The sequence below is a fragment of the Paenibacillus sp. FSL k6-2145 genome, assembly GCF_037976585.1.
In the GTDB taxonomy this organism is placed as follows: domain Bacteria; phylum Bacillota; class Bacilli; order Paenibacillales; family Paenibacillaceae; genus Paenibacillus.
In genome coordinates, this window is sequence record NZ_CP150267.1 from 3,863,329 (window position 1) to 3,889,012 (window position 25,684).

General features: G+C 44.6%; 29 protein-coding genes. 23 read left to right on the plus strand and 6 right to left on the minus strand.

The features are described 5' to 3' along the window. Positions 1–125: 125 nt before the first annotated feature. Entirely contained in the window at positions 126–377 is a 252-nt protein-coding gene (locus NZ043_RS17090; protein ID WP_091033286.1) for a helix-turn-helix transcriptional regulator, read from the minus strand. Between the two features lie 164 nt (positions 378–541). Between NZ043_RS17090 and NZ043_RS17095 the strand changes: the two genes are divergently transcribed. Continuing rightward, the gene (locus NZ043_RS17095; RefSeq protein ID WP_091033284.1) at positions 542–727 is read left to right on the plus strand and encodes a hypothetical protein; all 186 of its coding nucleotides are present in this window, start codon (positions 542–544) and stop codon (positions 725–727) included. Between the two features lie 36 nt (positions 728–763). Continuing rightward, positions 764–1,066 (plus strand): hypothetical protein, encoded by a 303-nt coding sequence (locus NZ043_RS17100; RefSeq protein ID WP_091033280.1) that lies wholly within the window; start codon positions 764–766, stop codon positions 1,064–1,066. Positions 1,067–1,191: 125 nt separating this feature from the next. Here NZ043_RS17100 and NZ043_RS17105 read toward each other — a convergent pair whose 3' ends face one another. The 3 genes from NZ043_RS17105 to NZ043_RS17115 all read right to left on the minus strand — a co-directional run bounded on the left by NZ043_RS17105 (position 1,192) and on the right by NZ043_RS17115 (position 6,705). Further along, entirely contained in the window at positions 1,192–2,871 is a 1,680-nt protein-coding gene (locus NZ043_RS17105) for an ABC transporter substrate-binding protein (protein ID WP_091033277.1), read from the minus strand. Positions 2,872–2,974: 103 nt separating this feature from the next. After that, a complete protein-coding gene (locus NZ043_RS17110; protein ID WP_339308950.1) occupies positions 2,975–4,579 on the minus strand; it encodes a response regulator in 1,605 nt (534 codons plus the stop codon). Positions 4,580–4,893: 314 nt separating this feature from the next. Next, on the minus strand, positions 4,894–6,705 hold the full coding sequence (locus tag NZ043_RS17115; RefSeq protein ID WP_339308951.1) for a histidine kinase: 1,812 nt from the start codon (positions 6,703–6,705) through the stop codon (positions 4,894–4,896). Positions 6,706–6,980: 275 nt separating this feature from the next. Between NZ043_RS17115 and NZ043_RS17120 the strand changes: the two genes are divergently transcribed. From NZ043_RS17120 to NZ043_RS17140, 5 genes are all read left to right on the plus strand, one after another. After that, positions 6,981–7,838 carry an ABC transporter permease subunit gene (locus NZ043_RS17120; protein ID WP_175623691.1) on the plus strand — a complete coding sequence of 286 codons (858 nt, stop codon included), beginning with the start codon at positions 6,981–6,983 and terminating at the stop codon, positions 7,836–7,838. Positions 7,839–7,854: 16 nt separating this feature from the next. After that, positions 7,855–8,727: a carbohydrate ABC transporter permease gene (locus NZ043_RS17125; RefSeq protein ID WP_047842119.1), complete on the plus strand. Its 873-nt coding sequence runs from the start codon at positions 7,855–7,857 to the stop codon at positions 8,725–8,727. Between the two features lie 198 nt (positions 8,728–8,925). After that, the gene (locus NZ043_RS17130) at positions 8,926–9,582 is read left to right on the plus strand and encodes a hypothetical protein (protein WP_339308952.1); all 657 of its coding nucleotides are present in this window, start codon (positions 8,926–8,928) and stop codon (positions 9,580–9,582) included. A 171-nt stretch (positions 9,583–9,753) separates the two neighbouring features. Next, on the plus strand, positions 9,754–11,370 hold the full coding sequence (locus NZ043_RS17135; RefSeq protein WP_133385905.1) for an FGGY-family carbohydrate kinase: 1,617 nt from the start codon (positions 9,754–9,756) through the stop codon (positions 11,368–11,370). Positions 11,371–11,664: 294 nt separating this feature from the next. After that, positions 11,665–12,306 (plus strand): FusB/FusC family EF-G-binding protein, encoded by a 642-nt coding sequence (locus tag NZ043_RS17140; protein WP_133383995.1) that lies wholly within the window; start codon positions 11,665–11,667, stop codon positions 12,304–12,306. Between the two features lie 128 nt (positions 12,307–12,434). Here NZ043_RS17140 and NZ043_RS17145 read toward each other — a convergent pair whose 3' ends face one another. Continuing rightward, entirely contained in the window at positions 12,435–13,022 is a 588-nt protein-coding gene (locus NZ043_RS17145; RefSeq protein WP_133385906.1) for an NAD(P)H oxidoreductase, read from the minus strand. Positions 13,023–13,267: 245 nt separating this feature from the next. On the opposite strand from NZ043_RS17145, the gene NZ043_RS17150 reads away from it, so the two are divergent. The 14 genes from NZ043_RS17150 to NZ043_RS17215 all read left to right on the plus strand — a co-directional run bounded on the left by NZ043_RS17150 (position 13,268) and on the right by NZ043_RS17215 (position 22,120). Next, entirely contained in the window at positions 13,268–13,666 is a 399-nt protein-coding gene (locus NZ043_RS17150) for a helix-turn-helix domain-containing protein (protein ID WP_047842123.1), read from the plus strand. Continuing rightward, the gene (locus tag NZ043_RS17155) at positions 13,663–14,148 is read left to right on the plus strand and encodes an NUDIX domain-containing protein (RefSeq protein ID WP_133383996.1); all 486 of its coding nucleotides are present in this window, start codon (positions 13,663–13,665) and stop codon (positions 14,146–14,148) included. Before NZ043_RS17150 ends, NZ043_RS17155 begins: the two co-directional genes overlap by 4 nt. 69 nt (positions 14,149–14,217) lie before the next feature. Further along, the gene (locus tag NZ043_RS17160; RefSeq protein WP_133383997.1) at positions 14,218–14,607 is read left to right on the plus strand and encodes a hypothetical protein; all 390 of its coding nucleotides are present in this window, start codon (positions 14,218–14,220) and stop codon (positions 14,605–14,607) included. A 121-nt stretch (positions 14,608–14,728) separates the two neighbouring features. After that, a complete protein-coding gene (locus tag NZ043_RS17165) occupies positions 14,729–15,592 on the plus strand; it encodes a DUF4085 family protein (RefSeq protein ID WP_133383998.1) in 864 nt (287 codons plus the stop codon). A 35-nt stretch (positions 15,593–15,627) separates the two neighbouring features. Continuing rightward, complete coding sequence (locus tag NZ043_RS17170; RefSeq protein WP_133383999.1) at positions 15,628–15,900, plus strand: hypothetical protein; 273 nt, start codon at positions 15,628–15,630, stop codon at positions 15,898–15,900. A gap of 22 nt (positions 15,901–15,922) precedes the next feature. Beyond that, the gene (locus NZ043_RS17175) at positions 15,923–16,138 is read left to right on the plus strand and encodes a hypothetical protein (protein WP_133384000.1); all 216 of its coding nucleotides are present in this window, start codon (positions 15,923–15,925) and stop codon (positions 16,136–16,138) included. A 43-nt stretch (positions 16,139–16,181) separates the two neighbouring features. Further along, positions 16,182–16,745 (plus strand): HAD-IIIA family hydrolase, encoded by a 564-nt coding sequence (locus NZ043_RS17180; protein WP_133384001.1) that lies wholly within the window; start codon positions 16,182–16,184, stop codon positions 16,743–16,745. Between the two features lie 6 nt (positions 16,746–16,751). Next, positions 16,752–17,225, plus strand: coding sequence for an NUDIX domain-containing protein (locus NZ043_RS17185; protein WP_133384002.1), 474 nt, complete (start codon positions 16,752–16,754; stop codon positions 17,223–17,225). Between the two features lie 77 nt (positions 17,226–17,302). Next, the gene (locus NZ043_RS17190) at positions 17,303–18,166 is read left to right on the plus strand and encodes a phosphotransferase (protein WP_133384003.1); all 864 of its coding nucleotides are present in this window, start codon (positions 17,303–17,305) and stop codon (positions 18,164–18,166) included. Positions 18,167–18,184: 18 nt separating this feature from the next. After that, positions 18,185–18,475, plus strand: coding sequence for a MepB family protein (locus NZ043_RS17195; RefSeq protein WP_240767952.1), 291 nt, complete (start codon positions 18,185–18,187; stop codon positions 18,473–18,475). 362 nt (positions 18,476–18,837) lie between these two features. Further along, positions 18,838–19,254 (plus strand): MerR family transcriptional regulator, encoded by a 417-nt coding sequence (locus tag NZ043_RS17200; RefSeq protein ID WP_091033235.1) that lies wholly within the window; start codon positions 18,838–18,840, stop codon positions 19,252–19,254. A gap of 25 nt (positions 19,255–19,279) precedes the next feature. Further along, positions 19,280–20,251 carry an aldo/keto reductase gene (locus NZ043_RS17205; protein WP_133384004.1) on the plus strand — a complete coding sequence of 324 codons (972 nt, stop codon included), beginning with the start codon at positions 19,280–19,282 and terminating at the stop codon, positions 20,249–20,251. 317 nt (positions 20,252–20,568) lie between these two features. Further along, a complete protein-coding gene (locus tag NZ043_RS17210; RefSeq protein WP_133384005.1) occupies positions 20,569–20,952 on the plus strand; it encodes a hypothetical protein in 384 nt (127 codons plus the stop codon). Between the two features lie 142 nt (positions 20,953–21,094). Beyond that, positions 21,095–22,120 (plus strand): hypothetical protein, encoded by a 1,026-nt coding sequence (locus tag NZ043_RS17215; protein ID WP_133384006.1) that lies wholly within the window; start codon positions 21,095–21,097, stop codon positions 22,118–22,120. 197 nt (positions 22,121–22,317) lie between these two features. On the opposite strand, the gene NZ043_RS17220 is transcribed toward NZ043_RS17215, so the two are convergent. Continuing rightward, the gene (locus tag NZ043_RS17220) at positions 22,318–23,301 is read right to left on the minus strand and encodes a cation diffusion facilitator family transporter (protein ID WP_339308953.1); all 984 of its coding nucleotides are present in this window, start codon (positions 23,299–23,301) and stop codon (positions 22,318–22,320) included. Between the two features lie 294 nt (positions 23,302–23,595). Between NZ043_RS17220 and NZ043_RS17225 the strand changes: the two genes are divergently transcribed. Both NZ043_RS17225 and NZ043_RS17230 read left to right on the plus strand, forming a co-directional pair. Next, a complete protein-coding gene (locus NZ043_RS17225) occupies positions 23,596–24,273 on the plus strand; it encodes a response regulator transcription factor (protein WP_076252748.1) in 678 nt (225 codons plus the stop codon). Next, positions 24,270–25,646, plus strand: coding sequence for a HAMP domain-containing sensor histidine kinase (locus NZ043_RS17230; protein ID WP_339308954.1), 1,377 nt, complete (start codon positions 24,270–24,272; stop codon positions 25,644–25,646). Before NZ043_RS17225 ends, NZ043_RS17230 begins: the two co-directional genes overlap by 4 nt. Positions 25,647–25,684: the final 38 nt, after the last annotated feature.

Below are 25,684 nucleotides of genomic sequence, written 5' to 3' on the forward strand. Positions count from 1 at the left end.
CGTAGACTAGCGAAGTAGAAAATATAAGGTTATGAGCAATGAGTGAAGAAGAATTAGAAGAGAGTTTTCATTAATCAAACAATGGGACATTATGATATTGAAAATATTCAAAGAATTAATGTTCTTTACTCCTCAACTTCCCCAAGCAAATGCCCAACAGATACCTCCAAAACCCTCGCAATCATCACCACTTCATAGTCTTGAACAAGACGATATTGACCCTCCAGACGCGAAAGACTGGTCTGACTGATATCCAAGCCCAATGTTTGCAATCTGGCGAGGAATTCCCGTTGTTTGATACCTTTACTTTTACGAATAGCTACGACCCGGGAGCCGATGATGTTTTTATCGCCAGGTGGTTCTTGTCTATGCTTCATTATGTACACACCTCATTTCAACCAAATTGTATGAGAAATAATGGTTGTTTTAATGCGGATATCGAATTAAAATAAAATAAACCGATAATCGCATTAAAAGTGACTGCTCACGTCTAGCATTAACAAGATATGGTGCAGTTTAGACCCATCAGAGAGGTGGATGTATGAGCCTGTTGCTTGACTTATTGGAAGAGGAACGGCGCAAGCTTAATCAGCTTGGAGAGGCATCCTTGAAGCAAGCGATTCCGTTGTGGGACAACCCCGAAGTGCAAGAACAGAGCCGAAGGGTGGACGAACTGGTGGCCCGAGTGGGTGAAATGAAGGCGAGACAGAGCCGAGTTGTTCGATGATGAGTGAGGTACATAACGTGTAGGGGAGGAGAAGATATGAAACTTCCACCGTGGTTGCAACAAGCGATTCAGGCGAGGCTAGATGAAGTATCTGCCCGAATCGAACATGACCTTGAATTGAGTCGTATACGTGGGGGAACAGACGAAGCATTTGAAGTTTTGTTCGCAGGTAAAGATGTCGAGCAAACACCTGAATATACCGAGTGGGAGAATCGTTATATTGTCAGCAAAGGCATAGAAAATGAGAGGTTGTATATGCAGGGACTACGAGATGGCATTCAGCTCACAGTATCCTTGCTGGGTCAGTCGATGCCAGAGGAGACCGATACTGAGGCTTGATCCACTAAGGCGAACCCATAAGTCAGGGGAAGCTGCCTAGATCTTTAACTTAAAAACCCGAGCCGAAGCGTGAATAACTCGCTTCGGCTCGGGTTTTAATGCTTTACTTTTCCAAAATCCAATTCTTACTTCGCGCTTACCGACTTAAACCAATCATTCACTTCTTGCGTGATCTGATCTCCGCCATTGGATTTCCAGTTGGCGACGAATTGGTCAAAGGCATCAATTGGCAGATTGCCGTAGATGATTTTGTTGAAGGTTTCCATCTCGGACTGGCGGAGCAGGTTCCATTTGGACACCATGGTTGGTGTGGCTGCGCCAGTAAAGTAGTTTTGTTTACGGACGTCGATCTGGGACATAACGACTTTACCAGCATACCAGTTTTCCGGTTTACGGAATTCGGCCATTTGTTTCTCGTAAGGTGTTTCAGGCTTCTCGCCGTTGGCCAGCTTCACGAGTGTTTTCATGTACAGATCCGGGATACGTGCTGGGCCGGTCAGGAACGGGAATTCGTTGGAGAAGTCTTTAATCTTCTCTTTGTCACTGGTCGGTTGTCCGTCAATGATATCCCAGTCGTACCCTTTGGCGAAGCCGTATTCATACTCACTGCCCGCAGCCGGGTTCGCAAGGTTATCGAGCAAGTAGTTGTAGTACAGGAAGATGGCTTCTGGATGCTTCGCATCCTTGTTGATCATGATACTTGCGTTGACACCAGAGTTCTGCCACTTCGTACCGATCTTGCCGTCTGGGCCAGCTGGAACAGGGTAAGCTTTATACTTAGAGCCAGGTACGTTCTTCAGCAGGTCAGGTGCAGGCCAGTCCGGTACCCAGTTTGCGCCAGGCAGAATGCCCGCTTTGCCAGCTGTCCAGCTTTCAGCGGATTTGCCTTCGTCCCACAGAGCGGAGTCAGCGTGGATATAACCTTTATCCATCCATTCAGCCAGCTTGGCAAGCGCTTGTTTGGCACCCGGGTTAACGGAGCCGTACTCGAGGTTGCCGTTCGCGTCTTTGTTCCATTGCTCCTCGATTGTGCCGTATGCACCGAACAACCAGTCGAGCTGACCCATCCAGGTGTTGGTGTTATTTTTCAGTGAGATCGCCAGAGGGAATACTTTGTCTGGAGACAGGCCGTCCGGGTTCTCGTTTTTGAATTTGTCCATGATGTTCTCAAGGTCTGCGATGGTTTTCGGAGCTTCCAGGTTCAGCTTCTCCATCCAGTCCTCGCGGAGCCAGAGCAGTGTATCGTCGTTATCGGTGTACTCCATGATCGGCATGTTGTATTTCTTGCCGTCTTTGGTGAACGGATACCACAGTTCAGGATGTGCTGCTGCGTGATCTTTCAGGGTCTGACTCGCGTACTTGTCGAACAACTCATCGATAGCGATGAATTGACCGGAGTCGATCAGCTGATTAGTCAGTACCGCATTGGTGGGTACGGTAACGAAATCAGGCAGTTTCTCGCCAGAGGCGATAGCCAGTTGCAGCTTTTGTCTGTATTGATCGTCATTGGCCGGATACCAAGTATCTTTGTGCTTCATACCCAGCGTTTCGAGCATCCAGCGATCGTGCACGTTATTTTCTTTGGTATCTCCTTGCACGTATTTCTTCGGCATTAATACCGAACTGAACTCGATGGGTGGGTCATATTTTCCTTTGGCAAAAGCAGCTTCTGCTTCCGCTGAGCCGACTGTTCCCGGCGTATTATCGCTACCATTGTCACTGGCTGTCTCGCCACTGCCGCACGCAGTGATCGTGATGAGCGCGATAACCATGAGCAGTGACCACCATGTTTTGAATTTGATCATTGTTCAATCCCCCTACGGTGTATGATCTTTACAATGTAACTGTACCAATTTGGGCGGGAGGGCATCTATATGAGTTTGTTAGTTTCGATAGGACTCTATTATGTTATTTATGCTGGTCGCGATACTCCTGCGGCGTAACGCCGAATTGACGCTTGAATACTTTGATAAAATAAGCCGGGTCCATATAACCAATCTCCATGCTGATTTCGTACACTTTTTTGGTGGTCGTGACCAGCTTGTGGCAGGCCCGATCCATACGCAGGCGCGAGATATAATCACTGATGCCTTCGCCGGTTTCAATCTTATAGATCTTGGACAAATGGGTCGGATGCAGATTGACATGGTCAGCGAGCACACGCAAAGACACATCCAGATGCAGGTTTTTATCTGTAAAATCCTGAATCTTCTTCACATACTCGGAACGGATGTCCTTGATCTCGTTGGACGTGCCTTCCTTGAGTTTGCCAAGCACACTGAGCGACCATTTCCGAAGTTTGCTGATGGTAGCGAAAACTTCCCCACTTTGCAAATCCTCGACATCATTTCCCATCAGAGTGGTCAGAGTCAGCTTGTTCCGGTGGGCGATATTGGTGAATGAAGCCGTAATAAGAAAACCTGCCTCCATGCAATGCTCCCAGGATTCCGACCATTTTTCATCCAGCTCAGCGCAGACCGCGAGGATTTTCTCTTCCGCGGCATCCCACTGTCCGCTCTCTAGCAGACTAATAAACGTTGGCGGGGTGTACAGCACATCCAAGGGACCTTGTGCCGCAGGTGTCTCAACATCGCTGACACGCATGACGAATTCGCGTTCGTCTCCAACAATCTGTCGGAAATAGGCGGAAGCCTGACGGAAGCGATCGTAGAGCTGATCCGGAAAGGTGAACCACTCGGTGATAACGATGGAGAGGGAGCCTTTCAGAAATTGTTTTACTTTGGATTGAAGCTGAATGGACAGCTTCTCCAGAATGGTTTCTTTCCCAATATCGCCTTTCCGTTCTTTCAACTGAAGTAAAAACACCAGATATCCGTGCTCCTCCTTCACGCCCCACACTTCCATAAACTCACCCATAATCTCTTCCGCCATATTGATGATGGCATATTCGATCAGGGTCTGATCGTTGCTGTCATAGTGTCCGAATTCTTCTTCTAAACGAACTAACATCAACGCGGCATCCCCGGTATGAAAGGGAAGATTGTAATTAGCGAGTTTCCGATCCCATTCGGCAGCAGCGATTCGTTGTCCCTGTAAAGCTCCCAGGAGCAGTCGTCCCCGCAAATGGGGGAGATTCTCCCGCAACGTAAACTGCGTTCGTGTCAGTGAACTGACAAGTTCCCATTCGTTGTTCAATTGATCGATGGCCTTCTGAACAGCCCCCATTAATTCATCGTCAGTCGGGGGCTTGAGCAGATAGTCTACGGCTTCGAACTGGATGGCTTTTTTGGCGTAATCAAATTCGGAATACCCGGATAACAGAATACATTTTATTTTTTTGTCCCGGATGCGGATGCGTTCAATTAGTTCAATACCTGTCATTTCGGGCATCTGGATGTCCGAGATCACGATATCGATGGGATGGGTGTCGATCATTTGTAGTGCTTCGTGTGCCGAGTATGCTTTATGCACATGTTCAATCCCCAGCGTATGCCAGGGCTTGGTCATGGACAGGTTATCGACCCAGTGTGCTTCGTCGTCTACGATCATCATGTGCATTTTAATGTCTCCCTTGGTGGTTGGTATATAAGGCCAATAATCAAAATCAAAGGATACGTGAAGTGAACAAAATCGCTACGGATTTGAAGGGTTCTTTCGATCGCTGTTCAAGCCCCATTTTCTGAATTAGATGATTATAAGGTTAAAATGGTGCTTGAAAGGCGAACACTTCGTTTCTACAGAATCCCTTCAATCCTTCGCTTGAGTTCACGTAAATTCTAATCATTTATTTTAAACAAGGCCTTATATAAATGTTCGTGTAAATGGTTCGTTCAAAATCAAATATCAACTTATCGTTCGTATCGAAATTAATTCGTATCGGTATTACCTTTATCGGAATCCGTATCCTCTTTTGGTATCTCCCAGATGATTTCGGTTCGGAATCCGCCTAGTGGGGATGGGCCGAATAGGAGGTAGGAATGACTGCCGAACAGGTGCGTGATTCGTTGGTGCGTATTCCAAAGGCCGCAGCCCATTTCTTCTTGTAAAGGTTCTTGCATCTTCAAGTTCAGCGCTTCGTACTGTTCTGGGCTGAGGCCAGGACCATCGTCGTCGATGTATATTCGGCCACAACCATTCAATCGCTCTCCGGTAATTCGAATTTCCCCGGATGAATAGGACTTCGCCACGCCGTGTATGACTGAATTCTCGACCATCGGTTGAAGCATTAATCGTGGTACCGACTGGGCAAGCATATCCTCAGGGATATCGATGTGATACTCAATGCGACCATTGCGCAGCTTCTGGATATCCAGATAGTTGATCAGCAGCTTGATCTCTTCTTGTAGCGACGACGTCTCCCGTTCCATACGGGTGGTGTAGCGATAATAGGCACTAAGGTTATGCGCCATGGAGACCACGGCTTGCTCGTCCTTCATCTGGGCCATGTTGATGATATAACCTAGACAATTATATAGGAAATGCGGATTGATCTGCGCTTGTAATTGCTTCAGCGTAGCTTCCCTGGCTCTAATTTTCTCATGGAATACATTCTCGATCAGATCCTGAATCTGATGGGACATATCGTTGAATCGGCGGAACAGGAATGAGAACTCATTCTGGTTTTTGCTATGCAGTCGCACAGAATAATCCCCTTGCTCAACGCGGCGTAAGCCTTTGATCAGCTGTTTGATCGGATATTGCACATTCCGGTACAGCAGGATTGACGCAGAGATACCCACCACCAGCAGCAATATCATACAGGTGTAGAACAGATTCTGACTCAGCGAGATGGGTTTCAAAATCTGATACAACGGGATCACGTCCACCAGGTGCCAATCCAGATAAGTGGACTTCACAGAGCTAACCAGATATTTCTTCCCGTTCAGCTTCACGACATCTTGGGTGGTATCTTCTGGAGAGTGTGTATCCAGATACTGAATGAGTTCTGCGGATAATTGCTTGTCCGCGCTGCGATTGAGAATGGGTGAATTTCCTTTGTGATACAAGAAAGGATCGCCTTGTCCGCCCGCTTTATACGTATCCAGCATATTTTGAATATTCTCATAACTGAAGCTGGCTTCAATCACGAGATTACTTCCCGTGAGCATCCCCGGCTGTGCCAAGGAATCGGTATAAAACCAATAGAAGGAATTTAGTTCGTCCTGTGATGCGGCTCCCTGATCCCCATAGGTCCATCGTCCACTCATATTTTTTTTCAAATACCCCTCATCATATCCTGTCGTTTGGTTGTAGTTGGCTATGACATCCTTATTCTGCTGTGAATACACCGCATATCGGGTGGGCCATATATCCGTAACGCCGGTTTGCAGCGTCATCTTCTCTTGTATCACATAACGGGTCTGCATCCGGTCATATCGATCATCCCACATGTTAAGGCCGTTGAAAGCTCTGACATTGGGATCTCGGGAGAGAATCAGGCTGAAATCCATCATCTGATTGATGCGGGAGTCGATCTGACTGGACAGAAACGTGAGCTGTTTGGTGTTGGAGATCTGCAGTTCTTTGCTGACGACATCATAGGTGACGTTATTCGAGTAGGTGTACATGATCAGAATGGGGATGAACAAGACCACAATTAACAAGTTTATTTTGGCAAAAAGACTGAATCGGGATCTGGTAGTACCTTGAAAAGGCATTAAGCGCTTCCATATATGCATGAAAAGTCTCCTTCTAATTCGTGTGTAAACAACCTCTTCCGATGATACCCTAACAAAACACTATCAAGCCTAACAATGTTATATAGTCAGACCTCAGAACGGCTTGATACTATTTATATCAGAGAACCCGATCACACACAAAAACTTTTTTTGGGAACAGGAGAAGCGCTATGGAGGCTAAATTGGAGGGTAAGCGGATCCCGCAGGCAAACGTTGGGAACAAGCTGGATAAAAAGAGAAAAAAACGCTACAAACAGCCATGGATTCTGCACTTCATGGTGTTGCCGGCGGCTATTATGGTCTTTATATTTTCATACATTCCGATGTCCGGGATTTTAATGGCATTTCAGGATTATAAACCTGCACTGGGATTTTTCAATTCCGAATGGGTAGGACTGAAGCACTTCAGGTATATGTGGGAAAATGATTATTTCCTGCAAATTACGTGGAACACGCTATTTTTTGCCTGTACGAAGATCGTCATGAATCTGATCATTCCGTTTATCTTTGCCTTATTGCTTAACGAGGTACGGAAGATGGCGCTGAAAAGAACGATTCAAACGCTCGTGTATCTTCCTCACTTTCTGTCCTGGGTTACGCTATCAGGCATTCTGATCGACATTCTGGCCCAGACGGGTATTGTCAATCAGTTCCTGGTTTCCGTATTTGGTATCAAGCCGATCTTCTTCCTGGGGGATGGAAGCTGGTTCCGGTTCACGATTATAGCGAGTGATGTCTGGAAAGAGTTTGGATTCAACACAATCATCTTCCTCGCGGCACTGTCCGGCATTAACCCTGCACTCTATGAAGCAGCTGAAGTGGATGGAGCAGGACGCTGGAAGCAAACGATGTATATTACCATCCCGGCACTGATTCCCATTGGGATCGTAATCGCAACACTGGCACTGGGTAACGTGCTTAACGCCAACTTTGACCAGATCTTTAACTTATATAGTCCGTTGATTTACCAACAAGGAGATATTATCGATACGTTTGTGTATAGAGAAGGTCTGTTAAGTGGGCAGTTCAGTTTCGCTACCGCTGTGAATCTGTTCAAATCGGTCATCAGCCTGATCCTGATTGTGATCTCGTACCGACTGGCTTACCGATTCGCCGGATACCGAATTTTCTAGAAAGGAGGACAAACGAATGTATCATAAAACGATGCCTTACCGCATATTCAGCATATTCAACAATGTGTTCCTGACCATCCTTTCACTGCTCTGCTTGCTGCCTTTGTATCACTTGCTCATGGTATCACTTAGCGCATCTGCGCCTGCAAATGCTGGTCTCGTAACGTTCTGGCCGATTGGATTTACACTGGAGGCGTATGCGAAGACATTTGCCAATACCAACTTCCTCTCCTCCTTATGGGTATCTGTGGAGCGGACGGTACTCGGTACTGGACTTGCGTTAATTGTTAATACGCTTGCAGCCTATGCGCTTTCCAAAGAGACGCGGGTGTTCCGTGCACGTAACATCTATCTGTGGTATTTTGTCATCACCATGCTGTTCAGCGGTGGCCTCATTCCGGGGTATATCCTGATTCTGAAGTTGGGTCTGATGAACACATTGTTGGCATTGATTTTGCCAGGATTGGTCGCGGTGTTCAACATCATTCTGTTGCTCAATTTCTTCCGTACCGTTCCGAAGGATCTGGAGGAAGCTGCATTTATCGATGGCGCAGGGCACTTGCAGACGTTTATCAAGATCTATCTGCCCGTCTCCGTACCCGTTATTGCAACGGTTTCACTCTTCATGATGGTTGGGCATTGGAACGCATATTTTGACGGGATTATCTACATCCGTGATGCGGAAAAACTTCCACTCGCGACATTCATGCAGACGATCATCGTGCAGGCCGATATGTCGAAGCTTGATCCGGAAGCGGTGAAGAACCTGTCCCAACGGACGATTCGGGCTTCGCAGATCTTTATCAGCGCGCTTCCGATCCTGCTTGTGTATCCGTTCCTGCAACGGTACTTTGTAACGGGGATTGTGGTTGGAGCTGTTAAGGAGTAGTTGAATGTAGGGGTTAGGATAGGGTTGTGAAAAAGGAGTCACTGAACTGGGGAAGGCCAGGGAGGTGGCTTCTTTTTGGTGTATGGAATAAGAACGTTGCACATATGTAGAGTATTACCTTTATTTGAATAAAATGGTACGATAAGAAAGGTGAAATGCAAATATATCCTGATTATTCCTAACGAGGAGTTGTACATAGTGAAAAAGATGATGATGTTGACACTTGCTGTAACGTTATTAAGCTGCTCCATGGCTCACACCGTTTCAAGTGCACCTAAGAAAATCAGCGTAATTTTTAATGAAAAGGAACTCAAAACACAGGCAGGAGCCGAAGCAAAAATGATAGACGGCCGAGTATATATCCCGGCTAATATCCTTCGAGGTGCGAGATTCTCGGTAGAATATAAAAACTCAACGCTTCATTTGGTTAATAGCTATTTTCTGTACACCAGAAATTTGATGGAGATGCATGTGTTTAATCATGTCTTTACAACGCGATTCAACAAGGTGGATCAGGAAGTGGTTCACATTTTGGGCAATGTGCTGCTGGAAGAGCCGGTAGATTTCTCGAAATTACACGAGTTCATAGCGGAAGCTGAATCAAATGCGGGAATCCGACCGGAGAACTTTACTCCCGTGCTAGACTATAATTCCTTTGATTTTGGATCTGCGAGACGAAGTGTAGAAGCATACAAAAAAGCAAGTCGAGAGTTAATCGCTTATGTCGATACTGGAGACAAAGAGAGGTTGAAGTCGTTTTACGAAGAGAGAAAACAGGCACTTGAGTATTACGATTCTTACACGAATGTGTATGATCTTATTTTTAAAGCGAGTTTTACGAGTGCAGTGAGATAGAGAAGAAAATAGTAATGATGATTAGTGCAGGAGGGAATTCAAAATGGATTTTAGAAGAATAACTTGGGATAATTTTATCGAATGTATTGAATTTTAAAATGACTTGGGTTATTAAGATGACTTTATTCTCGAATCAGGTAGATTCCAAATTCAGAGAGGATGAATACGATGATGGATCAAATCTTGAAACAAGCAATAGTCAGGGGAGAAACTTCGCTAGGCATTGAATTTGGATCCACACGAATCAAAGCTGTACTTATTGATCACCATTTTAATACCATCTGTTCCAGCAGTTATGAGTGGGAAAATCAATTGATTGGCGGTTACTGGACTTACCAGATGGATGAAATGATTCATGGGTTGCAACAAACCTATCATCAATTAAAGCAAGAGATTGAAACAAATTATGGTGTAACGATACAAAAAATTGGCTCAATCGGATGTTCTGCTATGATGCAGGGTTACATTGCACTTGATCAAACAGGGGAGTTATTGGTTCCGTTTCGTACATGGCGCAATGCCACAACGGGGAAGGCTGCATCAGAGCTAACCGAGAAATTCCAGTTTAAAATTCCAGAGCGCTGGAGCATCGCACATTTGTATCAAGCGATTTTGAACGGAGAAGAGCATGTCGCTAACATCAATTATATTACGACACTATCAGGTTACATACATCGGCTGTTGACTGGCAGTAAAGCTATAGGTATAGGGGATGCCTCAGGTATGTTCCCAATTGATGAATCCACACTGGGATATCATGAAGAAATGGTGAAAAAGTTTAACGATTTAATTGCCGACAAAGGCTACCCGTGGAATCTTAAAGATATTTTACCTAAAGTGTACACTGCCGGTGAACATGCCGGATATCTTAGTGAAGCTGGTGCTCGATTGTTAGATCCATCAGGTAACTTGGAATCCAATATACCACTGTGCCCTCCGGAAGGGGATGCTGGAACAGGGATGGTCGCTACAAATAGTGTCCAAAAACGTACGGGTAACATTTCCGTAGGTACATCGATTTTTGCCATGATTGTATTAGATAAAAAGCTATCTACGGTATACCCTGAGATTGACATCGTGACTACACCTGATGGCAATCCTGTGGCTATGGTTCTTGCGAATAACTGCTCCAGCGATATTAATGCCTGGGTCGACTTGTTCCGTGAGTTTTATGAGGCGATGGGACAGAAACCCGATATGAACCAGTTATTCAGTGTGTTGTTCAATGAAGCACTGAAAGCTGACGCTGATGGCGGTGGCTTACTGAGCTATGGCTACTATTCAGGCGAGAACATTACAGGAATTGCAAAAGGTCGTCCGTTGTTCGTACGTTCTCCAGAGAGCCGTTTCAATCTGGCAAACTTTATGAGAGTCCATCTGTTTGCTGCGTTTGCTGCACTAAGGCTCGGGCTGGATATTCTGACACAGAAGGAGCACGTAACGATTGAGCACATTTGGGCGCATGGGGGATTGTTTAAAACCCCACTAGTCGCTCAAAAAATATGCGCATCCGCACTGAATATTCCCGTGTCGGTCATGTCTACCGCTGGTGAAGGTGGCGCCTGGGGAATGGCTATTTTGGCTTCCTACATGGTTAATAAGCAACAGCACGAGGGTTTGGCAGAGTACCTTACTACTAAGGTGTTTATTGATGCAGAAGGACAAGAGGTTTCTCCAAATAGCGCAGACGTGAATGGATTTGCCTTGTTCATGGAGCGTTACACGGAAGGGCTGGCCATTGAGCAGTCAGCAGTAGATCATTTGCTGGAGAATGGGAAGAAAGCCTGAGATGTAATAATTTCTTGAACAGAGGAGATTGTAACGAAGCCCGTTGCCTACACTATGCTGCCCTGCTATAATTTCGTTATATCTATCGTATTGGGGGTTATGACGTGGCAATATGGATAATGCCGGATTGCTCGTTCGCTAGAAAGCCTTACGCAAAGCCTGAATAGGGGCGGACTTTGTGTAGGGCGCGACAAAAATGAGATTGTTGCCCTGAAATCAATATCAACATAATGTTACATCCCGCAGGCTTTGCACCTTATTTGTTCTTCCAATAAAAATAAGGGGCTGAACGCCATGCAAACACCATTTATTCAAAATCATCAATTTAATTATATTCAAAAACAAGCTGATTTCCTGCTCAAAACGCTACGCTCGGTTGTAGATCCCAAAGTATTGGAAACCGTCCGTTATACGGTCGGCACCAATGCGGTGAGCATCTTCGATGAACTGACTCCGGAACAAAAGCAACTGCTGGAGCAGTTATCCACGTATGAGACGACACATGAATTGCAGACGTATATGAACCAGCTCGAATCATATCTGATTCCATATCCGCAAGTATCAGCGAAGCAGATTCAGAAGCTGTTTCCAAAGGCAAAGAAGCTCAAAGTGCCCGATCTCGAATCCATCGATTACGCACGTACTACCTATCTGAGATGGACTGACATTGCGACAAGTCGTTTGTTCATCGTGTATCCGTACGAAGGCAGATTCCTCGGTATCGAGGGACGGATTACACCCACGAACAAAAAAGGGTACTGTATGTTCTGTCATCGTCATCAGGAGCTTGGATTCTTCAACGTGAAGACCAAGGCTCATTCGCCAGACAACTTTTCTTCCATTGCCCAGTACGTATGCATGGATAACACAGCTTGCAACCATAGCATCACTGATATCACTATGCTGGAGAAGTTTCTTCTCTCGACAGTAAAATAATGCAAGACACACAAGCAGGGTCGCTCTTCGGAGCGACCTTTTTGCGTGTTCAAGCGTTGTGATTCGCCATTGAACGTACCACAAAACTTCAGAATACATATTCGGGTCATACCTTTTTTCTCATACGATCATGGAGTCGGAATATCGTTGACATAGTTCAGTCCCAAGTGATGTGCATGATTCAGTAATGCCTCATAATGCTCAGGCTTGGATTCCAACGTTTCATATAAAAACTCAACTCTCGATTGGGACACGCCGCAATAATCGGCAATCCCCACATTGAGCAGGTTGGCGATCGATTGACCATAGTTGCGCTTATGCATCTGATCTTCCGTCACTCCCGAAAGAGAGATCCACAATATCTGCTGATGAGGAAGTTTATTCGCTCCATAGGCAAATCCGTTGTTCATGACACGATCCACATAACCTTTCAGCATGGCTGGCAGATGCCACCACCAGAGAGGAAACACAAAAGCCACAGCATCGTGTTTCTTCAACCGCTCCATCTCCGTCTCAACCTCAGGCGAGAATACCTGATTTTCTTGGGTATAGTCTGGTTCGTCTATCTCACGAAGAATCGGGTCGAATCCAATCTCATGCAAATCCAATATCTCATAACCGTGACCAGCTTCGGTAAGCCCCTGTGCAAAACGTTGAGCTACCTGAAAGGTCAAGGAGTCTTTTCTGGGGTGGGATACTACAACGAGTACGTTCATCTTATCTTTCACTACCTTTCTGGATTGCAGTATTGTAGCCATAAATCAGTGGCTGATGCTATTATAAACAGGTATGAAAACATCTGGAAGTACGCACTTTGATGTTCTATAGGAAGAATGAAGTGCTATAGGAACATTAAAGTACCCTAAATGGATTCCTCGAAATAGGCTCAAATAATAGAAAAAAGAGCAATAAAAAGATTATGATTCACCTTGATATAGCCTGATTATGGAGGGGTTCAAAAATGACGGAACATGAAGACACAAACGCTACAAAGAAATATAAAGTTGGCGTGGAAGCGGCCTTGGAAGTGATGGGCGGAAAGTGGAAGCCTTTGATTATTTATCATTTGATGACAGGACGGAAACGCACGTCGGAGCTTCGAAGATTGATACCGGACATTACGCAGAAGATGCTGACAACACAGCTCAGAGGACTGGAAAAGGACGAGATTGTGCAACGCAAGGTATATTCGGAGGTACCTCCCAAAGTGGAATATGAGTTAACGGACTACGGTTGGGGGCTCAAGCCTGCCCTGGATCATCTGTGCTATTGGGGAGAGGAACATCTGGATAAAATCCACGGGGATAAGTTCAAGGTTCTGGAGGACTTCGATTCTGAAGAGAAGGGGGCGAGAAATTGAGTGGTGCAGAGCACGTGAAACAGGCAGTTCCCATTCGTTGTGAAGGCGTGGCTGTAGTTCTGCTGAAGAAAAGCCTCGATCAATACCGTGTACTGATGCTGAAGCGGGCTGGTCGTATGTTGCATAACGAGTGGTGTTATGTTGGCGGCGGGATAGAAAAGGGCGAGAAGGCATGGGAAGCTGCACTTAGAGAAGTTCATGAGGAAACAGGTATTACGGAAGTCCGTTTGTATTCTGCCAATCAATTCGAACAATATTATTCACCCATGGGGGAGTATATCTATATTGCTCCCGTATTCGTAGGATATGTGGATGAAAGCCAGGTTGTCCGGTTAAATCATGAACATATCGAGTACCAATGGATGACGTTTGACGAAGCTAAAGAAAATGCGGCATTGCCTGGAATTGATGACATTTTGGATTTTGTTGAAAAGCATTTTGTCAGAAAAGGCCCTTCCGAGTGGCTTCGGATTAATGGTTAGAATAATTAGGAGGTGGAACTCATCACATACAAGACGATTTATCCAAGAGCATGGTTGAGCCTATTATGTATGTTGGTCATTGAAGCTATACTTTTCAGGGATGGTATTTACGGTAAAAATGGTTTTTTTAAGTACTCGCTGATCGTTATATTGACCTTTATTCTCGGTTATATCGTTTTCCTGATCTGGCGTTTATTTTTCACTAAACCCAGTATTACGCTGGAAAGCGATCATGTGATTTCTATGAAACATCAGAGATATGATGCATCTCAGATTGAGTGTATTTATATGAATTACAGACGGATTGGCATCAAACTCTATGGTAAACGTTTAGTTCCGATGGATCTATGTTTTTATTTTCAACGAGGTCAGGAGTCCGCAGGCGCAGAAGCTGTGCATGAATGGGCGGCGCGAAACGACAAAGAAATAAAACACAAATTGTTTCAAACCTTGGGGTAGACCAGTACGTTTGTTGAGTATAAGGAATCGTTGAGGAGGTGCAGCTTAATTCTTGTCACAAATTAAAAAGGTCTATGCTTAATAGCAAAGTTGATTCTATAAATCAACAGGAGAGATGCCCATGAGATATCTAACGAAAGAATGGTATGAGCTTTGTCAGCAGACACATCTTCATTTTGGTTTAAGAGTACATAACGGAGCTTACGAGTTCGATGAGAATCTATTTTTAAGGCTGTATAAACGAAAGGAAAAAGCACATGTGAAGCAGGAGCGAGAGTTATATAACTTGGACCCACGTTACATGCTGGAGCATGATGGTCAAGTACTTACTCGCGTAGACAAAGCTTTCAGTGGCGAAGAAGTGACAGAAGAGGATCAGATCGTTTATCACATGCCTCCGGAAGAACGAGCGCATATCGAGAAACTCATTGCAGAATATGATGTGCGCCCTCCTTTTGATGAGAAGAAATGTAAGGAAGAGTACAAAGAATCGATGGAGTGGAATTTTCAATACAAGGCGGAGAATTTGCCACAGGAAATCGTTGAACAAATTGCGGATATCCGTGTCTTTACGTTGGGTTATTGCACGAGAGAAGTTATGCTCCAGCTGAAGAAACAGAGTGCAGAAAATAGAAGAGAAATGGAACGCATATCGAAAGAATTTAGAGAAGTGATGATCGCACAGGATATTTCCGATGAAATACATAGCCGGGTTCAATATCATGATTGTACAGTGACGGAACTGCTGACAGGGGATGAAGTGGTCATTCGTTTTGACACCCGTGGGGGCTTCACCAATATAAATAAACTCACGCTCGTTGCGCCGGAAATCCTTAAGCAAGACGGTGGAATTGTAGGCAGTTACTGGCTGTATCAAGAGCTGTATCGGATCGATAATGGATATGAGCTTCATGTTCTATTTGGTGGAGAAAATATGCCTGAATTGATTGTGCGCTGTGCTGACATTCTTGTAGAGGAAGAATGAGAGAGACCAAGAGGATGAATATGGAGGGAATAGAGATGGAATGGACCACCAGTACGTTTGGTTATTTATCTACTCCCGTATTTGTCGTGGGTATTGCATGTTACTTCTTTCCTGATTTTCTATACAAAATATTTGTCCTGATGAGATATCGAAATATTAAACCGAATTACGAGTTTGAAGATAACCCTCCCAATAGTGATATCCCTAAACATATCGAAATAATATTAAAAGTACTAGGCACCATTATGGTTATCCTGGGGATTATATGGTTTTGGTTTTCAGAAGAGTTTTACAACTTATTTTTTTGACAGCAAGGAGTTGAACACCATTTTGGAGTTTTATGGAGCTCTAGTAGTATCACTTATAAGTTTAATTGTGGTTCTTATCTTTGCTGCAATTGTACGTTATGCGATAGATTCATCCAAAACATCGAAAAAGCTGGATGTATTGATCAAAGAAGTACACTATCTAAAAACTGAAATTAAAAAATTGCAACACCATAAACAGCAAGATGGTAGCAAGCATATTATCGATGAGAAAGTATAGATGAACGACACGACTTGAAATTTTTCTAAGAAGGGAACAGACCATGATGAAACCACAGGGAAACGTACAAGCTGTTTTTATAGACAGAGATGGAACAATCGGTGGTACAGGTCATTTTATTCATCCAAGAGATTTCAGATTATACCCCAATGCTCAAGAAGCAATTTTGCTTTTGAAACGAGAAGGAATTATGGTGCTGGCTTTTACGAATCAATACCGAATCTCACGTGGAGAAGCAAGTGTTGAGGATTTTGAAGAGCAATTTCGCGAGTACGGATTCGATCACTCCTATATATGTCCGCACGAGCAAGAATGCAGTTGCAGAAAGCCTAAACCCGGAATGTTATTACAGGCATCAGAGGAACTCGGTCTGGATTTATCCAAATGTATCGTTATTGGAGATGTAGGAGATACAGACATGCTTGCTGCCCATGTCGTAGGAGCGACCAAGATCATGGTGCGAACAGGCTGGGGGGAATCTTCATTAACCAATTTCAGAGACAAATGGACGGAGACTGAACCTGATTATATCGCAGAGGATATTTGGGATGCCGTACAATGGATCATTCATGGAAGGGGAATTCAGAAAATAGAAGACAGGAGGTAACTGTGCATGGGCATGTCAGACTATTACAAAAACCTCAGGGAAAAGATCGGCAATGAGCTTATTTTTATGCCGGGTGTAGCTGGGATTATCCGAAATGAACAAGGGGAGATTCTGTTCGGTCGTAAACATAACGAATCAACCTGGGGGTTGATTGCCGGAGCAATTGAGCTTGGTGAGACACCGGCGCAAGCGATGGTAAGAGAGGCACTGGAAGAGACAGGTCTAGTTGTTGAACCGGAGAAGATTATCGGAATATACGGGGGTGAAGCCAGACGGTTTACATACAGCAATGGTCATCAGGTTGAATATTTGACTATCGTATTTGAATGCGGGATCAGATCTGGACAACTTACGCCCGATAATGAAGAGATGAAGGATCTGCAGTTTTTCCCGGAGGATCAGCTTCCACCCATGGCAAACCAGTACCCAGATTATATTTTTAGTTCCAACCAAGAGGAACGGGCGCATTTTGAAAGATAAGCCACTGTGCAATTGGAATCTAAACCACCTTATGTTAACCAAATGAATCAAGATCCTAGTTATATGAGGAGAACCATATGTTAATTAATCCAACGATAAATGAGGTCAATAACTTATTCAAGATGCATCATATCAATGAAGAAATATCTGAAATTCAAAGTTTGTCAGGTACCACAGCTGGACGTGTTTATCGGTTGAGTACAAGTCTGAATAAGCACTATATTCTGAAATCAGATGAATCCGAACAGATTCACATCGCCAGGCAGTTTTTGGATACGTATAAGAATTCTTCTTTATTGCCTGAAGTTGTGTTCACTGATCCGGATAACACTTATTTTATTTATACGTATCTGGAAGGCACGACCCATTTCAACAGGGGACAGAAGAGAGACTGGTTAACTCGTCTGGTGAAAGAGTTATTCAATACATATGTGCGTTCTACAGATACGAAATCATGGGGGAGAGTGGAGTTCCCGCGGAGGACATGGAAGGAATTCAATCAGATTAGTATTCATGAAGCAAAGATGAATATTGGAAGTGTTTTAATGACAGATGATTATAATCTGGTTCAATCCAAAGTGGATCGGTTGTTTCATGAGGAAGAAGAGAAGTTTCTTTTGCATGGCGATACGGGAGTTCATAATTTTGTATATGATCAAAATGAACTCATCGGCGTTATTGACCCATCTCCAATGGTTGGACCTATCCTCTATGATTTCTTGTATGCTTTTAGCTCTTCGCCGGATGATATCAACACCGAAACATTATTTGCTACGTTCGAACTTTTAGAGCAAGTAGAAATGGATAAATCCAGATTGATAGAGGAAGCTCTGGTCCATCTGTATTGCCGAATTGGGCTGAGTAACAAGCATCATCCGGATGATCTGCCTGAGTATTTAAAGGCATGGAATGAATGGAAAAGACTATGTCAGGGATGTTAAAATAGTAAAGTTTTCACCTTGAATTCTTTCTCCATTCGATTTCGCGTCGCCAAAACCACGCCAACCAAGATTGGACAATTTGTTACCCGGTGGCAGCGTAGTGAGGATGGATCGACACAGCCATATGATGGATCAGATCCAGCAGATATGTATGTCATTAGTACGCGCTCAGGTAGCCATTTTGGTCAATTTGTATTTCCAAAGCATGTATTGTTACAGCGAGATATCGTATCGATCAAGGCAAAGGTGGCAAGCGCGCCATACGTGTATATCCGTCCTGGGACAAGCCAACAAGTAAACAGGCTCTAAAAACGCAGCAATGGCAGCTGGAATACTTCTTGGAAGTACCTTTTACCGAACCATTGAACTGTGATCAAGCCAGGGTACTTTATGGCACTCAACAATTAAAGTAAGTGAAACAATTGCTCAGATTCCCCAAGTTTTTTTCTCCGAATCTCAGCTTTCACACGATCTTTTCGACATATCTCCTCTATTCGTTATTTCCCAGTATCGAAGCGTGCGTGATGTCCTCCATTTGTTAAAAATAGTGAATGTCAGTGAATTTAATTTTTTTTGAAATTAGTGCTTGCCTTAATGTGAACATTAAGCCTTAGGATGTAAAAGAACCGGCCAATACATCCACAAATGAACATAAAGGAGGAGTCAGCATTATGGCTTTCTCGATAAAAGAAGCTTCGGAGCGGCTGGGTTGTCCTGCACATAAAATTCGTTACTACGAGAAGGAGGGACTGCTTCCGTACATTCAACGAGATCAACATGGAAATCGGATGTTTGAGGAAGAACATCTGGATTGGATGAGACTGATGTCCTGTTTCCGGGCAACGGGGATGAAAGTATCTACACTGAAACATATGGTTAGTCTGGCGCTGGATGGTGACTCAACGATTCCACAAAGGAAAGCGATCCTTCACGAATATAAAGAAGAATTACATCGCCGCCAACTTGAAATTGCCGAAGCGCTTGCAGCGGTGAATAACAAATTGACCATCTATGAAGACATAGAGACAGGAAAGCTTCCTTCAGAAAGCAAACTGCTAGATCAAATGGAAAGCATCGGTAAAGACTAATATTAACGGATGGAGAGATGGAGAAATGAAGCAAAGAGTGCTGGGAAATAGCGATATCGTCGTATCTTCGATTGGATTGGGAGTTATGGGTATGTCTCCGGGGATGTACGGGGAAACCAATGATGAGGAGTCAATGAAGACCATACATCACGCGCTGGAGATTGGCGTTACACTGCTAGATACAGCAGATGTGTATGGGAACGGTCATAATGAGGAACTACTGGGGAAAGCGCTGAAGGGACGTCGGGATCAGGGCATTATTGCTACCAAATTTGGATACACTCCGAACTATGAAACGTTGAATGGCCATCCGGATTACGTGAAAAAGGCTGTAGAAGCAAGTCTTCGACGGCTGAATACAGACTATATTGATCTATACTACCAACACAGGGTAGATCCTCAGATTCCGATTGAGGAAACCGTTGGTGCGATGGCTGACTTGGTTAAAGAGGGAAAAGTCCGCTGTCTTGGCTTGTCGGAAGCATCGGCTTCCACTTTACGTCGGGCACACGCCATTCATCCGATCTCTGCGTTGCAGAGTGAATATTCCCTGTGGAGCAGGGATATTGAGGACGAGATTCTACCAACTGCGAGAGAATTGAATATTACTCATATTGCATACAGTCCATTGAGCAGAGGGTTTATCTCAGGTGAGATACGGACATTCGAGGATTTGGATGTTAATGATCTGCGCAGATATATGCCGAGGTTCCAAGGAGACAATTTCGCCAAAAATGTAGAAGTTGTGGATAAAATCAAAGAGATCGCGATGGAGAAGAGTTGTACGCCTGCGCAATTGGCTTTAGCTTGGACCATGGCTAACAACGCATTGCCGATTCCGGGAACGAAACGAATCAAATATTTGGAGGAAAACGCGAACGCTGCAACGATTGAACTGACACCTGATGACTTAGCTCGTATTGAAAAGGTAAGCCCCAAAAATGAAGTCCATGGAACACGTTATATGAAAGAAATGATGACTCAGCTTAATGGGTAAATAATGTTTTTATAAGTTATTATCCGTAGCAACGTAGTTGCTCAGTAAAATACAATATAGAATACAAATAGAGACTCTCCTTTAGTGAAAGTCTCTATTTGTATTCATTTCCAATCGAGAGACATGAATGTTGAAAGCGGACAGGCAGGGGAGTCTAAAAGGCAAAAAAGAAAGTATGATTTAGTGGAATATCCTGTATAATTTAGAGAACAGTCATGTTTACCTTTCTGTAGAGAAAGAAGGATCTGCGATTGGAAAATAAGGTATCTTTATTATGGTAGTGATTTTACTGCCACTTTGAATACTGGAGTGTGGTCATGATCGTATTAGCGTCAGCAATAGCATTTACCATCCTGATCCTAATCGTGATTCTCTTTCAGGTTGCTTTAGCGGTAGGTGTGCCCTGGGGAGAGTACGCCATGGGTGGAAAGTTTCCCGGGAAATACCCCATTTCCATGCGTTTTGCCTGTATAGTTCAGATTGCAATTTTAGCATTCATGGGTATCATTGTTCTAAGTAAAGCAGGATTGCTTTGGCCTCAGTTGTCTGTTTTTGCAGAGACAGCGATCTGGTTTATCGTCGCGTATTTAGTACTTGGGACGATTTTGAATCTGATTACGAGAAGTGTATGGGAACGAAGAATCTGGGCGCCCGTAACGTTGTTGATGCTGGTAGCGAGTATAATGGTTGCCATTTCATAACAATGAGCAACAAAGAAATATATAAAACTAGAGCCCTGGCATGTATGCCAAAGGGCTCTATTAATCACTGCCGCTCCTCATTTATACTAATGACAGTTTAACCCTTACATAGAGAAGATCAACGGAGAGGAGCGGTTTTATTATGCCGATCTACTACTACTTTGTAGCAGTTTTATTAGTTGTAACAGTCTATTTGGTTCGACGTAAGCTCAAGATTTTCCGTCCAGCAGGAAGACGCAGGAAACAGACGAAAGTTACGTACAGACGAAAAAAAGCACCATTGAATCTAGGACTTCGAGAAGAAGTCTCCTATCAACAAACCATTCTTCAATTGGAGAAGAGTTACAATAAGCATTTTGCCAACAAACTCAAGATCCGAATTCAACAGGAATATCCTCAGATGAAAACGATGGAGTATCGGTGGAAATTGATAGAGCTTAAGCGATATTTCATTATGGCTTCATTACTTAAGCAGGTGCCCATGTTCAGTGATGAAGTTGATGATTTGTGGCATGAGATGCTGATGTTTACGAAATCTTACGCTGATTTTTGTGCAGAATTCATGGGTTCCACGGTGCACCATGAGCCGGCAATCACCCGCCGCGAAACGCCAGGAGCACGTGCATGGTTTGACTGGGTGTACTGTCAATTATTCGAGTTCACTCCCTACAGTGCTGCAATCTGGGGTGATTTTTTCACTTACCCATTATCCAGTGATGTACAGAAGCTGATCGCACAGGGAGATCAGTCTGAACTGGTGAATGAGCTGTTTCATGCCAGACGCATGCAGGAGGATCCTGAAGCTGCTCAGGTGATTGGTTACTTGATTGATCAACTACATAGATGCGCAACTCTAAGTGAAGAAGAGCTATCTCCAGCATCTTCCGGAAGTAGCGATGTAGCTCTCGTCATGGCTGGAGCCATGGTATATTACTCCATGCACAATGAGGCGACATATGGTCTACACATGGGCCGGCTGGAGCAGGAAATTCTTCCACAGGAAAAGGCAGCCTATGGTTCCTCGTCAAGTAGTGGTTGCTCGAGCAGTTCTAGCTGTTATGCGGATCAATGTACTGACAGTAGTAGTTCCTCTGGAGGATCCGGATCATCCTCCGACTCTTCTTGCAGCTCATCCAGCTGTTCATCTTGTGGTGGTGGCGGAGATTAATGAAGTATGAAGCTAGCGATAGAATGGAAAAAGAGAAGATGTCGATGATACAGCGGAATAACCTGTCAGAAAAGAAGGCAGGGATGTGTTCATCAAGCCGTAGGATATACCATAAAATTATAAAAATCAAAAACAGGGCTTTCCCAGTGAGGGGAATCAGCCCTGTTTTCATTTAGCAATTATGCTTAGTATAACATTCAATGGTGATGATGCGCATGGGCATCTGGTGCGTCGCCTTTGACCGTACATAATACCGAGGTGTCATGCAGATGTTTCTCGGACTCCACTTGGAGCGTCACATGTTTGATTTCTTTATGCTCCAGCATATGTTCAATCTTCTGAACTAGGATCTCGGATGCATAAACATCTATCGTTCCATCTACTACGATATGAGCCGTCAGCGCATTCAGGTTACTGGTGATGGACCAGACGTGCACGTCATGAACGCCTTTGACGCCATCGACTTGTTTAATAGTCTGCACCAGGTCATTCACATCCACATTGGCCGGAGTTCCTTCCATCAAGATGTGCAGAGATGATTTGGTGACGTAGAACCCACTTCGTAATACCAACGCCGCGACAATTACACTTGCAAGTGGATCGGCCCAACCCCAGCCAAAGAACATCATGAGCAGCGCTGCCGCAATGGCCCCGACCGATCCCAGCATGTCGCTGATCACATGGAGATAAGCACCACGCATATTCAGGTTATTCTCTGTATCGCTACCACGCATCATGATCCAGGCAACAAGAATGTTTACGAGCAGTCCAATGACGCTGATGATTAGCATTCCTACCGTTGCTACTTCCGGCGGGTGGATAAAACGCCCAATCGCTTCGTAGAAAATGTAAAGCGCAATGGCGATTAACGTAATTCCATTTAACGTGGCGGCCAAAATTTCAAATCTTCTGTATCCGTACGTTTTGCCAGTATTCACCGCTTTTTCACCAAAGGTGAACGCCAGCAAAGCGATCCCGAGCGCAATGGAATCGGACAACATATGACCTGCATCCGAGATGAGTGCGAGACTGTTGGTGATGAATCCACCAATGGCTTCTACGATCATATAGATGGTAATAATAATGAAGGAAAACAACAGTACTTTTTTGTTATTGGTGGTGTGAGCGTGGTTGTGCCCATGATCGTGCCCATGGTTATGACTGTGATGATGTCCGGACATATTAAATCCTCTCCTTTGGAGCGAGGCTCCGTTATGTAATATGATTTCTAGTGTGGACTATAGATGATCTTAAGCAATGTTTGATCACCTACAAATGAATATATGAGCGCTCGTTCATATGTTATGGTTTTATTATAGTTGCGCCTCATAATAGTGTCAACCAGATTCATGGAAATGTAAACATGGCCGCGGTGTTTCCGAGAATGTGTGCTGGCGAATGAGATTGCTTTTATGCTACCATCTGTGCAGGATCAAAGTGAGATGTACTCGTTACATAGAAGGGCGGACAACCATATGAAACATCTGCTGCTGGCAGACGATGATGCCAATATTCGAGCACTCCTGCGGCATGTCATGACCAAGGAAGGGTATCGGGTTCATGAAGCGCAGGATGGATTGGAAGCGGTCAAACTAATGCAAGAAACGCCGATCGATCTGGCAATCTTAGATGTGATGATGCCAGGCATGGACGGACTGGAGTTATGTGATTACATTCGGCAGCATTACGACATTCCCATTATGTTGCTGACGGCTCGAGATCAGCTATCGGACAAGAGAGATGGTTATTTGAAAGGAACAGATGAATATGTGACCAAGCCGTTTGAACCTGAAGAACTGGTCTACCGGGTAAAGGCGTTATTTCGTCGGTACCATCGCACATCCAGCGATATCATCCGCATGAACCGAATCGTCATTGACCGTAACAATGTGGAGGTTACGGACGGGCAATCCATTCTCTTTTTGCCAATGAAAGAATTTGAATTACTCTCACAACTTGCGCAGTTTCCGGGGCGTTTGTTCTCGCGGGATGAACTCATTCGGCTTGTATGGGGAGCAGATTACGAAGGAGATGACCGTACCGTTGATGTACATATCAAGCGACTCCGTGATCGTTTTGCCGATTATACGGACGATTTCATCATCCAGACTGTGCGGGGCATTGGATACAAGATGGAGGTGAAAGCACCTTGAGGACCTTGTACGTCCGGGTATTCCTCATTACAGTTGCGGTGATTGTGGTCAGCGGCATGCTCGGTTTTCTTTTGTCGAATATCTACTATCATGCAAAGCTCAAGGATTTTAATGATGAGAAGCTGGTGGGCATTGCGACACAAATGAAACAGTTTGTAGAGCAGCAACCGGACACAATGGAGCAGTATCTGAACAATGCCGCCGATCTTGGATACGAAATCTATGTGACAGATGGAAAGGAAAGTGACCGATTCTACGGCCGCGAATTTCGAGAGAAAGATCTGGACAAACAAGCTGTAGAATTGGTGCTGCGAGGTGAAGTGTACCATGGTGTCGCGCAGTTTCCAAGCAAACCGTTCATCACAGGTTTTTTCGATAATCAATTAAGCAATACCGTGGGTGTTCAACTACAGTTGGACAATACCAATTACGCTCTCTTTATGCGCCCGGATGTAATTCTGCAATTCGGTGAGCTGCGAATCTTTTTTGCGCTGATTGGAGCATTTACGATAGGCATCAGTATTCTGATCTTTCTGATCAGTACCCGCTATCTGGTTCATCCGATTGAACGTCTGTCCGAGGCGACCAAACGGATTGCACAAGGAAAATATAATCTGAAATTGCCTACCGCAAGGCGTGACGAGATTGGACAGCTGGCCCAGCATTTCATGACTATGAGTCGTGAATTGGAGAGGGTCGATCAGGCGCGGCAGCAGTTTGTATCCAACGTATCGCATGAGATTCAATCGCCGCTGACCTCAATTCAGGGGTTTGCCCAATTGGTGGCGGATCGCGATCTGCCCGAACAGGAACGAGAGCACTATGCATCGATCATTGAGGAGGAGAGTCGTCATCTCTCTTTGCTCAGTAAACAATTGCTTCTATTGTCCTCCCTTGAACAAGGCAACGAGGATCTGTCCAAAGTAAAGTTCTCTTTGCGAGATCAATTCCGGCAAGCGGTTCAGGTGCTGCAATGGCAACTCGAAGAAAAAGAACTGCTGCTTCGGATATCGGTGCCCGAATCCATCCAGCTGGTCGGCAATGAAGTACTGCTCATGCAGGTGTGGATGAATCTGCTGGGAAATGCAGTGAATCATCTGCCACAGGGAAGAAGCATCGAGATTCATGCCGCGCAGACGGATAACCAGTGTGTGATTCAGATTCGGGATACAGGAGACGGGATTGCTGCGGAGCATCTACCTTTCCTGTTCGATCGATTCTATCGGGTGGACCGTGCGCGGGAACGTTCTTCCGGACGAACCGGGCTTGGACTTGCCATTGTACAGAAAATTATCCGAATTCATGACGGTACAATCGAGGTTTCCAGTTCGCCTGACGGTACGGTCTTCACCGTGACCCTTCCGCAGATGTAATCTGTTATTCATTTGCCGTTCATTTTCGCCTCCTATAC

Coding starts and splice junctions, on each gene's coding strand:
- NZ043_RS17150 (WP_047842123.1), top strand. CDS start 13,268: ATGACGGAACATGAAGACACAAACGCTACAAAGAAATATAAAGTTGGC.
- NZ043_RS17110 (WP_339308950.1), bottom strand. CDS start 4,579: ATGATGATCGTAGACGACGAAGCACACTGGGTCGATAACCTGTCCATG.
- NZ043_RS17170 (WP_133383999.1), top strand. CDS start 15,628: ATGGAATGGACCACCAGTACGTTTGGTTATTTATCTACTCCCGTATTT.
- NZ043_RS17105 (WP_091033277.1), bottom strand. CDS start 2,871: ATGATCAAATTCAAAACATGGTGGTCACTGCTCATGGTTATCGCGCTC.
- NZ043_RS17220 (WP_339308953.1), bottom strand. CDS start 23,301: ATGTCCGGACATCATCACAGTCATAACCATGGGCACGATCATGGGCAC.
- NZ043_RS17100 (WP_091033280.1), top strand. CDS start 764: ATGAAACTTCCACCGTGGTTGCAACAAGCGATTCAGGCGAGGCTAGAT.
- NZ043_RS17120 (WP_175623691.1), top strand. CDS start 6,981: ATGGTGTTGCCGGCGGCTATTATGGTCTTTATATTTTCATACATTCCG.
- NZ043_RS17225 (WP_076252748.1), top strand. CDS start 23,596: ATGAAACATCTGCTGCTGGCAGACGATGATGCCAATATTCGAGCACTC.
- NZ043_RS17165 (WP_133383998.1), top strand. CDS start 14,729: ATGAGATATCTAACGAAAGAATGGTATGAGCTTTGTCAGCAGACACAT.
- NZ043_RS17160 (WP_133383997.1), top strand. CDS start 14,218: ATGTTGGTCATTGAAGCTATACTTTTCAGGGATGGTATTTACGGTAAA.
- NZ043_RS17090 (WP_091033286.1), bottom strand. CDS start 377: ATGAAGCATAGACAAGAACCACCTGGCGATAAAAACATCATCGGCTCC.
- NZ043_RS17140 (WP_133383995.1), top strand. CDS start 11,665: ATGCAAACACCATTTATTCAAAATCATCAATTTAATTATATTCAAAAA.
- NZ043_RS17215 (WP_133384006.1), top strand. CDS start 21,095: ATGCCGATCTACTACTACTTTGTAGCAGTTTTATTAGTTGTAACAGTC.
- NZ043_RS17145 (WP_133385906.1), bottom strand. CDS start 13,022: ATGAACGTACTCGTTGTAGTATCCCACCCCAGAAAAGACTCCTTGACC.
- NZ043_RS17115 (WP_339308951.1), bottom strand. CDS start 6,705: ATGCATATATGGAAGCGCTTAATGCCTTTTCAAGGTACTACCAGATCC.
- NZ043_RS17190 (WP_133384003.1), top strand. CDS start 17,303: ATGTTAATTAATCCAACGATAAATGAGGTCAATAACTTATTCAAGATG.
- NZ043_RS17180 (WP_133384001.1), top strand. CDS start 16,182: ATGATGAAACCACAGGGAAACGTACAAGCTGTTTTTATAGACAGAGAT.
- NZ043_RS17200 (WP_091033235.1), top strand. CDS start 18,838: ATGGCTTTCTCGATAAAAGAAGCTTCGGAGCGGCTGGGTTGTCCTGCA.
- NZ043_RS17135 (WP_133385905.1), top strand. CDS start 9,754: ATGGATCAAATCTTGAAACAAGCAATAGTCAGGGGAGAAACTTCGCTA.
- NZ043_RS17205 (WP_133384004.1), top strand. CDS start 19,280: ATGAAGCAAAGAGTGCTGGGAAATAGCGATATCGTCGTATCTTCGATT.
- NZ043_RS17210 (WP_133384005.1), top strand. CDS start 20,569: ATGATCGTATTAGCGTCAGCAATAGCATTTACCATCCTGATCCTAATC.
- NZ043_RS17125 (WP_047842119.1), top strand. CDS start 7,855: ATGTATCATAAAACGATGCCTTACCGCATATTCAGCATATTCAACAAT.
- NZ043_RS17185 (WP_133384002.1), top strand. CDS start 16,752: ATGGGCATGTCAGACTATTACAAAAACCTCAGGGAAAAGATCGGCAAT.
- NZ043_RS17095 (WP_091033284.1), top strand. CDS start 542: ATGAGCCTGTTGCTTGACTTATTGGAAGAGGAACGGCGCAAGCTTAAT.